This window comes from Azospirillum sp. (genome assembly GCF_035627195.1).
In the GTDB taxonomy this organism is placed as follows: domain Bacteria; phylum Pseudomonadota; class Alphaproteobacteria; order Azospirillales; family Azospirillaceae; genus Azospirillum.
The window spans coordinates 1-9,975 of record NZ_DASPMG010000452.1; the positions used below are offsets into that span (position 1 = coordinate 1).

At 72.3% G+C, this 9,975-nt stretch carries 13 protein-coding genes; 6 read left to right on the forward strand and 7 right to left on the reverse strand.

The features are described from left to right. The first annotated feature begins 60 nt into the window (after positions 1-60). Positions 61-885, forward strand: a complete 825-nt coding sequence (locus tag VED21_RS38575) for a glycosyltransferase (RefSeq protein ID WP_324891798.1) — start codon at positions 61-63, stop codon at positions 883-885. A gap of 89 nt (positions 886-974) precedes the next feature. Continuing rightward, positions 975-1,445 carry a helix-turn-helix transcriptional regulator gene (locus VED21_RS38580; protein ID WP_324891800.1) on the forward strand — a complete coding sequence of 157 codons (471 nt, stop codon included), beginning with the start codon at positions 975-977 and terminating at the stop codon, positions 1,443-1,445. Here VED21_RS38580 and VED21_RS38585 read toward each other — a convergent pair. The 4 genes from VED21_RS38585 to VED21_RS38600 form a co-directional block, all read right to left on the reverse strand. Next, positions 1,396-2,274, reverse strand: coding sequence for a glycosyltransferase family 2 protein (locus VED21_RS38585; protein ID WP_324891802.1), 879 nt, complete (start codon positions 2,272-2,274; stop codon positions 1,396-1,398). The two genes, VED21_RS38580 and VED21_RS38585, sit on opposite strands and share 50 nt — an antisense overlap. Further along, on the reverse strand, positions 2,259-3,188 hold the full coding sequence (locus VED21_RS38590; protein ID WP_324891804.1) for a hypothetical protein: 930 nt from the start codon (positions 3,186-3,188) through the stop codon (positions 2,259-2,261). Before VED21_RS38590 ends, VED21_RS38585 begins: the two co-directional genes overlap by 16 nt. Then, positions 3,181-4,392 carry a glycosyltransferase family 4 protein gene (locus VED21_RS38595; protein WP_324891806.1) on the reverse strand — a complete coding sequence of 404 codons (1,212 nt, stop codon included), beginning with the start codon at positions 4,390-4,392 and terminating at the stop codon, positions 3,181-3,183. Before VED21_RS38595 ends, VED21_RS38590 begins: the two co-directional genes overlap by 8 nt. Before the next feature lie 69 nt (positions 4,393-4,461). Next, complete coding sequence (locus tag VED21_RS38600; RefSeq protein ID WP_324891808.1) at positions 4,462-5,655, reverse strand: hypothetical protein; 1,194 nt, start codon at positions 5,653-5,655, stop codon at positions 4,462-4,464. A 118-nt stretch (positions 5,656-5,773) separates the two neighbouring features. On the opposite strand from VED21_RS38600, the gene VED21_RS38605 reads away from it, so the two are divergent. Beyond that, positions 5,774-6,382, forward strand: coding sequence for a succinylglutamate desuccinylase/aspartoacylase domain-containing protein (locus VED21_RS38605; RefSeq protein WP_324891810.1), 609 nt, complete (start codon positions 5,774-5,776; stop codon positions 6,380-6,382). Positions 6,383-6,430: 48 nt separating this feature from the next. Next, entirely contained in the window at positions 6,431-6,904 is a 474-nt protein-coding gene (locus VED21_RS38610; protein ID WP_324891812.1) for a succinylglutamate desuccinylase/aspartoacylase domain-containing protein, read from the forward strand. 59 nt (positions 6,905-6,963) lie between these two features. Here VED21_RS38610 and VED21_RS38615 read toward each other — a convergent pair whose 3' ends face one another. Continuing rightward, a complete protein-coding gene (locus VED21_RS38615; RefSeq protein WP_324891814.1) occupies positions 6,964-7,434 on the reverse strand; it encodes a DUF3299 domain-containing protein in 471 nt (156 codons plus the stop codon). A 157-nt stretch (positions 7,435-7,591) separates the two neighbouring features. On the opposite strand from VED21_RS38615, the gene VED21_RS38620 reads away from it, so the two are divergent. Both VED21_RS38620 and hutG read left to right on the forward strand, forming a co-directional pair. Continuing rightward, positions 7,592-8,038 carry a metalloregulator ArsR/SmtB family transcription factor gene (locus tag VED21_RS38620; RefSeq protein WP_324891816.1) on the forward strand — a complete coding sequence of 149 codons (447 nt, stop codon included), beginning with the start codon at positions 7,592-7,594 and terminating at the stop codon, positions 8,036-8,038. 119 nt (positions 8,039-8,157) lie between these two features. After that, entirely contained in the window at positions 8,158-8,982 is an 825-nt protein-coding gene (gene hutG / locus VED21_RS38625; RefSeq protein ID WP_324891817.1) for an N-formylglutamate deformylase, read from the forward strand. 31 nt (positions 8,983-9,013) lie between these two features. Here the strand turns inward: hutG and VED21_RS38630 are convergent, their stop codons facing one another. Both VED21_RS38630 and VED21_RS38635 read right to left on the reverse strand, forming a co-directional pair. Further along, positions 9,014-9,286 carry a hypothetical protein gene (locus VED21_RS38630; RefSeq protein WP_324891819.1) on the reverse strand — a complete coding sequence of 91 codons (273 nt, stop codon included), beginning with the start codon at positions 9,284-9,286 and terminating at the stop codon, positions 9,014-9,016. Between the two features lie 39 nt (positions 9,287-9,325). After that, entirely contained in the window at positions 9,326-9,916 is a 591-nt protein-coding gene (locus VED21_RS38635) for a ribose ABC transporter permease (protein ID WP_324891821.1), read from the reverse strand. Positions 9,917-9,975 lie beyond the last annotated feature (59 nt).

Genomic DNA, 9,975 nt, shown 5'->3' on the forward strand with positions numbered 1-9,975 from the left:
CCTGGGCGGCATCCTCGGCAGCCTCGCCATCACCGCCGCCTCCATCTCGGTGATCGGGCGATGACGGCGCCGCGGCTGTCCGTCGTCACCGTGGTGCGGGACGACCTGCCCGGCCTGCTCGCCACGCGCGCCAGCCTGTGCGCGCAGTCCTGGCGGGATTTCGAATGGATCGTGGTGGACGGCGCCTCCACCGACGGCACGGCCGGCTGGCTGGCCGCGCACGCCGACGAGCCGGCGTGGTGGCGCTCGGCCCCCGACGGCGGCACCTACGACGCCATGAACGTGGCGCTGGAACACGCGTCGGGGGACTTCCTTCTGTTCCTCAACGCCGGCGACACGCTGCCCGGCCCGGACACCCTGGCCACCGTCGCCGCCGCACTGGGCGCCGCCCCCGACGCCGACTTCCTGTACGGCGACGCGCTGGAACGGCTGGGCGACGGACGCACGGTGCTGAAGCCGGCGCGCTCCCACCGCTACGCCTTCTACGGCATGTTCACGCACCATCAGGCGATGGTCTACCGGCGTGCCCTGGTGGCCGGCCTGCGTTACCAGACCCGATTCGCCATCGGCGCCGACTACGCCTTCACCCTCCAGGCGCTGGCCCGCGCCCGGCGGGTGGTGCGGCTGCCACAACCCTTGTGTGTCTTCGTCGCGGGCGGCCTGTCACAACGCCGGGCTGCACTGGGCCGGCGCGAACAGACCGTCATCCGGCGCGAACTGATGGGCCTCGGTTTTCTGTCCTGCGCAGCAATATCCGGTGTCCAGGCAGTGTTTGCAATGGTTCGGCGATATCTACCGCCGCTTTACGAGAAAGGACGTTTCCGCACGCGGAAAGACCGTTTCTTTTATTCACGCACACCCCCGGTCCGGTTGATAAGTGGTTGATACTCACATTAGGTTGTATAAATTTTGTGACGAAGACGGGTTTCAGCCCTGCCCCTGGCAAGGCCAACCGCATAGAGCCGAGGGCCGCCATGACCGCAACCAAGACCAAGCTTGCCTCCGCCCACACGCTCTCCAAGCGCGGCGAAGGCCCGAACCCGATCGACATCCATGTCGGCGCGCGTCTGCGTTTGCGGCGCACGCTGCTGGGCCTGAGCCAGGAAAAACTGGGCGAGGCCGTGGGCATCACCTTCCAGCAGCTGCAGAAGTACGAGCGCGGCTCGAACCGCATCAGCGCCAGCCGCCTGTTCAACCTGTCCCAGGTGCTGGGCGTGCCGGTCAGCTTCTTCTTCGACGACATGCCCGCCGCCGACGACGTGCCGAGCGCCGCCGCGGCCCCCATGACCGAGACCGACGAGTTCGAGTCGATGGCCCGGCGCGAGACGCTGGAGCTGGTGCGCGCCTACTACCGCATCGCCGACCCGTCGGTGCGCAAGCGCACCTTCGACCTCGTCAAGGCGCTGGGCGGCGAGCGGGACCACGTCCCGGCGGCGGCGGACTGACGCGCAGCGCCCGGACTTTCACGTCGATCTGCCAGTGGTAGAACGCGCGCGCCAGCGCGTGGTGAAATCCGGCGGCGCCGTCGAGAAAGCCCAGGCGCAGCACATAGCCGTGCAGGAAGACCGCCAGGGGACGCAACGGCAGGGCGGCAAGCACGCGCTTCAGCCGACGCCGCCCGCCGCGCTCCCGCGCGATCAGCGCGTCCATGCGCCCGTCGGCGCGCAGCGCCGCTTCCCAGTCGGAGTAGCGGTTGTGCCGGTCGAACCACGCCGCCGGCGGCTTGCCGTCGGCGTGCCGCAGCGGGGCGCGCAGCCGGCCCACCGTGCCGTCGACGTCGGGCTGGTAGTGCCCCTCCACCTCCCACATGCGCGCGACGTCAAGGTCCGGCACGACGGGGAAGCGCGCCCGACGCCGGTCGAGCAGCGCCAACTTGCGGTTGCGCGCCCCGAAACGCAGCTCGCGGCCCAGGAACACCGGTCGCCCGTCCACGTAATAGCCGGCGTGCCGCGGCCCCCGCGCCATCAACGCGGCGATCTCCGCCACCAGCGCATCGGTCAGCCGCTCGTCCGCGTCGACGAACAGCACCCAGTCCGCGGCGAACGGCAGGTGGTCCAGACACCACTGCTTCTTCTTCGGATAGCCGCCGTCCCATCGGAACGACACAACCGTGGCGCCGTGCGCGGCGGCGATCTCCACCGTGCCGTCGGTGCTGGCGGAATCCACGACGAAGACCTGCGCGAAGCGCTCCAGGGCCGCCAGGCAGGCGGGCAGGTTGACCGCCTCGTCGCGGGTCATGACGACGGCCGAAACGGGGATCACCGGCGGCGCCATGCGCGAACATTGACCAGCAGCATGCCCAGCGCCGTGCCGACCACCAGCCCCAGCGGCAGCACGACCTTCGGGTCGGGCCAGTCCGGCAGGCGCGCGGCCGTCGGCGGCTCGATGGGATCGGCCGCAAAGGGCAGGTCGACCTCGATCAGCATCGCTACCCGCTCCTGCTCGGCCAGCAGTTCGGTCAGCGTGCGCCGGTGCTCGGCCATCGTGACGCGGGCGAGTTGGGCGCGGATGTAGGCGACCTGCGCGGCGCTGCGCCGCGCCGCCTCCGCCCGGAGGTGCGCATCGGTGGCCGCCGCCAGCCGCCCCAGGAGGTCCAGCGCGAAGGCGCGGTCCGCGTGCCGGACCACGATGCGTCGCATCGGCCCGGTGCCGACGGTCGCCACCAGCACGTGGTCGCGCAGCCGCCGCGCCGCCTCGACCGCGTCGGGCTCCACCCAGTCCTCGCGTCCGGCGACCGCCAGCAACAGGCGCTTCGCCCCGGCCGCCAATCCCGGCGGCGGCCGCCATTCCCCGGCTGCCACGTCCCAGCGCTCCGGGAACAGCCGGCGCAGCAGCGCCGGATCGCCGGCCAGCCGCGCCGCGACCGGCGCCGAACCCAACAGCTCCAGGAAGCGCGCGAAGTCCGACAGCGTCTCGTCCCCGGCGCCATGCTCGGCCATGCCGGCGGCAAGCTCCGGCCCCGCGACGGGCACCCGCGGCCCCATGCCGGCGAAGCCGGTGCGGGCCGTCGGGCCCACCACCATGCTGGCCGTGTACTCGGCCGTCACCATCCGCAGGCCGAGAATGGCGACGACCAGCCCCGCCAGCGCGCACCCGGCGATCACCCGCCATCCGGCGAGCAGCAGCGAGACCGGATCCCGCGCGGCCGACGACCGGATCCCCGGCAGTGTCTGCCCGCCGTCAGCCACGCGGCCGTTCCGGCATCGGCGCGACCCGGACCGGGTCCATGGCCGGCCGCCGCAGCGCCGCGGCCACGGCCAGGAAGCGCTCGGCCGCCATATCGGCGCCCCACAGTCCGGCGGCACGCAGCGCGCGAGCACCTTCGGCGGCGCGGCGTTCCGGATCGGCGGCATAGCCGCGAATGGCCGCCGCCAGCCCCGCTCCATCCCGCGGGTCGAGCATCATGCCGCATTCGTGCTCCACCACGCGCCGCGCCGCCTCGCACCCGGCGGGGCCGAGGAACAGGCAGGGGCGCCCGGCCGCCAGCACGCCCGCCACCTTGCACGGAACCAGCATCCCCTCGGCGCGCACATCCATGCTGGCAAGGTGCACGTCGGCCGCCGCCAGCGTCTCGCCCAGCCGGCCCGGCGGCTGGAACGGCAGGACGTGCACGTTCGCGAGTCCCCGCGCGCGAACCGCCCGCGCCACCGCGTCCCGGCCGCGTCCCTCGCCCACCAGCAGGAACGCCGCCTCGGGCAGGGCTGCGGCGGCGTCCAGCACGCTGTCCATCGGATGCGCCAGCCCCATGTTGCCGGCGTAGGCGACGGTGAACCGCCCGCCCAACCCCAGCTCCCGGCGCAGGGGGTTGCCCTCGCGCGGCAACGGCCGGATCTGCGGGTCCGCCCAGTTCGGGACGACGGACAGCCGCTCCCGCGCCACGCCCAGTTCGGCCAGCCGCGCGGCCATGCAGCGGCCGATCGCCACCACCGCGCCGTGCCGCCGCAGCGCCAAGCCCATCGCCGCATCCAGCGCGCCGGCCAACGGCGCGGGCAGCCGCACGCCCAGCACCGGCAGCAGCGCCGGAAAGAGGTCATGGCACCAGTGCAGCGCCGCCCCGTGCCGCGCCGACAGCAACGGCCCGGCCAGCGCCAGGAACGGCGGGTCGGTCATGGTGACCACAACGTCGTGGCGCGGCAGCGTCAGCCCGCGCGCCACCAGCCGCGCCAGCGCCGCCAGATAGCCGCGTGCCCACGGCCGGTCCGCCCCCGCCCCGGTGCGCACCACGCGCACGCCGCGCCGAACGATCGCCTCTCCGGCGCCGTCGGCCAGCACCGTCACCCGCCAGCCTCTGGCCGTCGCGCGCTCCGCCAGATCGGCCAGCACGCGGCCGGTGGCACCGCGGTCCGGCGGGAACACGCGGTTGACGAACAGGATGGACGGCTGCTCCGGCACGGCCCCTCCGCACGGCAGGTTGCATCAAAAAGTATGCAATACCCTCACCGCGCGCGCAACGCCAACCCGCTACCCCATATCCGCGGATTTCCTGGAGGCATCCTCGCCCGCCAGCACCAGCAGCGTCAGCAGCAGCCCGCAATCCAGGTACTTGAAGCTGGTGTGCAGGCCCAGGGACATCGCCAGCGGCGGCAGCACCGCCCAGGCCATCGGCGGGCTGCCGCGCAGCAGGATCAGCGCCGCCGGCACCAAGCTCAGCAGGTACGCGAGCAGCGCCGCCAACCCCAGCAACCCCGCCTTCAACAGCACGTAGCTGAGCAGCGTGTGGGTGTACGACACCCGCCAGCCACCGACGGCCGGGTTGGCGATCAGCGCTCCCCACCCCTCCCCGATCAGCAGCGACCAGGGAGAACCGCCCACCAGTTCCACCACCGCCGCCGCCTCCTCGAACCGCGTGTTGGCGCCGGTCAACCGGCTCTTCTCCGCCACCTGCTGCACGGCGCCGGTCAGCAGGCCGTCCGACAGCAGCGTCGCGGCCAGCGCCGCGGCCGCCCAACCCAGCACCAGCCACGGCCGTCGGCGCAGCCACCACGCTCCCGCCGCCGCGAAGGCCAGCACCGCCATCCCCAACGCCATGCGATGCACCGCGCCGGCCAACGCCCCCAGGCACAGCGCCGCCGGCACCAGCAGCAGCAGGGCCATCCCCCACCGCCAGAGCCCGCCCCGCGCCGCCAGCCCTAGCGACGCCAGAGGCAAGGCGATGCCGGCGAACAGCACCGAGGGCGCGTTCAGGTAGTACCGCGCCCCGTCGGACATGGCCCGCGCCCCCACGGCGCCGAACCCCCAGTCCGCCTGCCGCCACCAGCGCAGCGCGAACAGCACGCCCGCCGCCGCCAGCGCCATTGCCAACGCCGTGGCCGCACGCGGTCCCGCCCGCCGCAGCACCGGCACCAGCAGCACAGGCAGGAACAGGTAGATCAACGGCACCACGTCGCGCAGCACGTCGGCCATCCCCGCGCCCAGCGCCAGCCCGCGTGCCAGCGGCGGCCAGAGAAGCGCCGCGAAGGCCATGACGGCCGTGGCCTCCCACGGCGGCGCGCCGGGCCGGTGGAGCGCATGCCCGGACACCACCGCCCACGGCCGCGCGATGCCGGCCGCAGCCACCAGAAGGGCGGCGATGGCCACCTCCACCACGCGCACCTCCGGCGGCGCCGGCCAGCTGAGGACGCCGTACAGCACCACCGCTGCGACCAGGGCAAGCACGCGCGGCACCGCCACCCCTGCGAGAATTTCCGGACGATCCTGTCCCGAAACACCCTAGCAAGCGCCGGTGGCCGTTGGAACCCGTCCGGGGTTAAGCTCGTCCGTGAAGGAGGCCCGCATGCCGCGAACCGTCGAACAGATCGCCCTGCCCGTCACCCGCCTCGGCACCCGGCGCGCGCTGGCCGTGCACCGCTACGGCACGCCCGGCGCCCGGCCGAAGGCCTACATCCAGGCGGCACTGCACGCCGACGAGACGCCGGGCATGCTGGTCGCCCATCATCTGCTGCGCCTGCTCGACCACGCGCCGGTGACGGGCGAGGTGGTCGTGGTGCCGGTCGCCAACCCGGTGGGCCTCGCGCAGGTGGTGGCGGGAACGCACGTCGGCCGCCATGGCCTGGACGGCGACGGCAATTTCAACCGCGGCTTCCCCGATCTCGTGCCGGGCACGGAGGCGCTTCTGCGCGATCGCCTTGGCCCGGACCCCGCCGCCAACGTACCGCTCATCCGCGAGGCCCTGCGCGCCGCGCACGCGGCGCATCACCCCACCGGCGAAGTGGGCGCGCTGCGCCACGCCCTGCTCGGCCTGGCGCTCGACGCCGACCTCGTCCTCGACCTGCACTGCGACAACGAAGCGGTGATGCACCTGTACACCGGCGACGCGCTGTGGCCGGACGCCGCCGACATCGCCGCCGAACTGGGCTGCCGCGCCGTGCTGCTGGCCCGCTAATCGGGCGGGCACCCGTTCGACGAAGCCTGTTCCGCCCCCTGGTGGCTGTTGGCCGAGCGCCTCGGCGATTCCACCCCGGTCCCGCCCGCCTGCCTCGCCGCCACCGTCGAATTGCGCGGCAAGGCCGACGTCGACGACGCCCAGGCCGCCGCCGACGCCCAGGCGCTGCTGCGTGTCCTCATCCGCCGGGGCGTCGTCGCCGGCGACGCCGGCCCACCGCCGCCACCGTCCTGCGAGGCGACGCCGCTCGCCGGGCTGGACCGGCTGACGGCGCCGGTGTCCGGCGTCCTCGCCTTCCGCCGCCGCGTGGGCGATCCGGTGCGGGCCGGCGAGATCGTCGCCGACATCGTCGACCCCACGGCCGCCGATCCGGCCGGCGCCCGCACCCCGGTCACGGCGCGCACCGACGGGCTGCTGATGGCCCGCTTCGACCGGCGCTTCGTCGGCCTGGGCGACCTCGTCGCCTCCGTGGCCGGCGCCACGCCGCTTCCGGCGCGCGGCCACGGCCTTCTGTTCGACTGACGGTTCGCCGCCGGGCAGCTGAGCAGTCGAGCGGTTGAGCGCGGCGAAAGCCCGACGGCTTACGCGTCGCGCAGTTCGGCACGCTCCAGGCGGTAGAACAGGCCCTCGTTGGGCTTGATCCGCAACGTGCCGGTCACCACCACCGGCTCGCGGGTTTCACGCACCGGGTTCCGGACGTGGACGTGCAGCATGGTGGCCGGGCCGGGATTCTCGCAGGCCGCACAGCCCACCGGGTTGGCGGCCAGAATGAAGCGGCTGTGCGCCGCCCCCTCGGCCAACGGGATCATGAAGCCGCACAGCGCCACGGTCTTCCCCTCCAGCCCCGCCACCCTGGCCGGAAACTCAGGGCCGGAGATGGGACCGTTCAGGCGCACCTGGGCAAGATCGCGCCACAGCGCGGTCGCGTCTCCCAGCGGCAAATGAAATCGCGAGAACGGGTGCGTCGGCTCCGCCGATCCGGACGACCACACGGCCCATCCGGCAACCGGCGCCAACGCCAGCGGCAACAGCACCTGTCGGCGCGTCCTCATGGCGTTCCTCCCCTCAAGGTCGAGCGTCATGCCGTCCGGCGACGGTTCTTGTTTGGCGCGAATTGTTCCCAAACGCCACGCCCGCGTCAACCTCGCAAAAAATCACATCCCCACTGCGAAACGCGGCATCCGCCCCATGGGAAAAGCGGCATCCGCGATGAAAAGCACGAACACGGCCATGGGCGGCGGCGCCGTGAAGGTCCATATTCCTGCCCTCGGCAGTCATCAGGGAATCGAGCACCGCATGCACCGCGCGCTTTCGCAGAAGCCGGCCCACCTCCGCCTGACGGAGGACCAGACGACGGAACTCGCGGACATGTTCCGCCTGATGAGCGACCCCAGCCGGCTGCGCATCATCCTCGCCTGCCTGGAGACGCCCATTTCGGTCGGCGACATGGCGTCCGCACTCGGCCTGTCGCCGTCGCTGGTCAGCCACCACCTGCGCCTTCTGCGGGCCGGGCGCCTGATCCAGGCGGAGAGGCGCGGCAACCGCGTTTTCTACCTGATCACCGACGAACACATCCGCCGCGTGCTGTCCGACATGGTCGACCACGTCGCCGAGAGCGAAGGGGTGGACGGCGACGACGATGTCGCCCAAACCTGAGCCCAATCTTTAGGCAGGACGGGTCGGAAACCCGCAAAGTGGTTTGACGCATAGGGAAACTCGGCGCATATTTGCTGCGTTGCGGCATACGGACGTGCGCAGAATCCCTGATCGGACCCATGGAAACTTTCCGCTTTCAGCCGGGCGAAACGCCGGTTCTGCTCAGCATCCCGCACGTCGGCACGGCGATCCCGCCCGACATCGCGGGAACCATGACCGACACCGCGCTCGCGGTACCGGACACCGACTGGCACGTCGACCGCCTCTACCATTTCGCCCCGGCGCTGGGCGTCGGCTTCATGAAGGCGACGCTGTCGCGCTACGTCGTCGACCTCAACCGCGACCCGGCCGGCGCCGCGCTCTACCAGGGCGCGGACAACACCGAGCTGTGCCCCCTCACCACCTTCGACCGAGAGCCCGTCTACAAACAGGGCCAGGAGCCGGACGAGGCCGAGGTGCGGCGCCGCATCGACCTGTACTGGCGCCCTTACCACGAGCAGCTGCGCGCCGAACTGGAGGTGCTGCGCGACCGCTTCGGCGTCGCCGTGCTGTTCGAGGCGCACTCCATCCGCTCGGAAGTGCCGCGCTTCTTCCCGGGCCGCCTGACCGACTTCAACGTCGGCACCGCCGACGGCGCCAGTGCTGCCCCCGCGCTGCCGTCCCGCCTGATGAACGTGCTGAGCGTCACCGACAAGTTCACGTCCGTGCTGAACGGCCGCTTCAAGGGCGGGTACATCACGCGCGCCTACGGCCGCCCGGCGGATGGCATCCACGCCGTGCAGCTGGAACTTACCCAGAGCACCTACATGGACGAGGCACCGCCGTTCCGCTTCCGCGACGACCTCGCGATGCAGGTGCGCCCGACCATCGAGCGGCTGATGAGCCTCGTGGTCGAATGGGCCTGGGAAAACGCCAAGACGCGGCGCCGCGCGGCCTATCTGTAAGGCCACGTTCTCGCCCTCAATACTCCGGGCCTCAATACTCCCGGTCCGGGTGGTCCGCGTGGTCGCCCAGGCCCATGATGCCCACGCCCATGGCGACGCTGCCGAAGGTGATGCAGACCGAGCCGAAGAACAGGTAGAGCCCGACCACCACGCTGTCGGAGCCGAGCAGCAGCGTGCCCAGCCCGGCGACGTCGAACCACAGCATGGCCGTGCAGAACACCACGCCGGCGATGACGCCGGCGGCGAGATGCTTGGCCAGGAACAGCAGTGCCGGCCGGTGGTAGGGCTGTGGCTTGTGCGTCATGCCCAGCACATGGAGCGCGGTTGCGGAACCGTCAACCGCTCAGCGCCGCGGCGCGACCGATTGTCGCCGGTAGACCCACACCGATGCCGGCGGCAGGTTGCGGGCGATCCAGCGGTAACGCCGCGCCACCAGGCCCAGCCGGCGCAGCAGCACCGGGTTGAGCGGCGAGAACGGGCCATAGGTCAGCTGCACGAACACGCCGTTCGCCCCCATGGCCTGGAAGGCGCCGGCGGCGATGCGGAACTGGGTGGGCACCGACAGCGCCATCAGCGGCAGGCCCGACACCACCGCGTCGCAGCCGTGCCAGCCCTGATGCGCGGCAAGGCGCCGCAGCTGCCGGGCATCGCCCTGCACCACCTTCACGCCCGGATAGCGGCCGTGCAGGTGCTTGGCGAAGATCTCGTCCAGTTCGACCAGCAGCAGGTCGTCACGCGCCACCCCGGCGGCGAGCAGCGCCGTGGTGATCGGCCCGGTGCCCGGTCCCAGCTCGATGACGCGGCGGCCGGGTGCGGCGCCCGCGGCCTCGGCCATGGTCCGGCACAGCAGCGCCCCGCTCGGCGTGACCGACGCCACCTTGAGCGGCGCCTGGACCCAGCGCTCCACGAAGAGCTTGCGTTCCGCGAATGCCATTCCCGATCTCCCGACGCGCCATCCGGCCGGTTTTCCGGCCAGGCCCCTGTTGTGCCCGC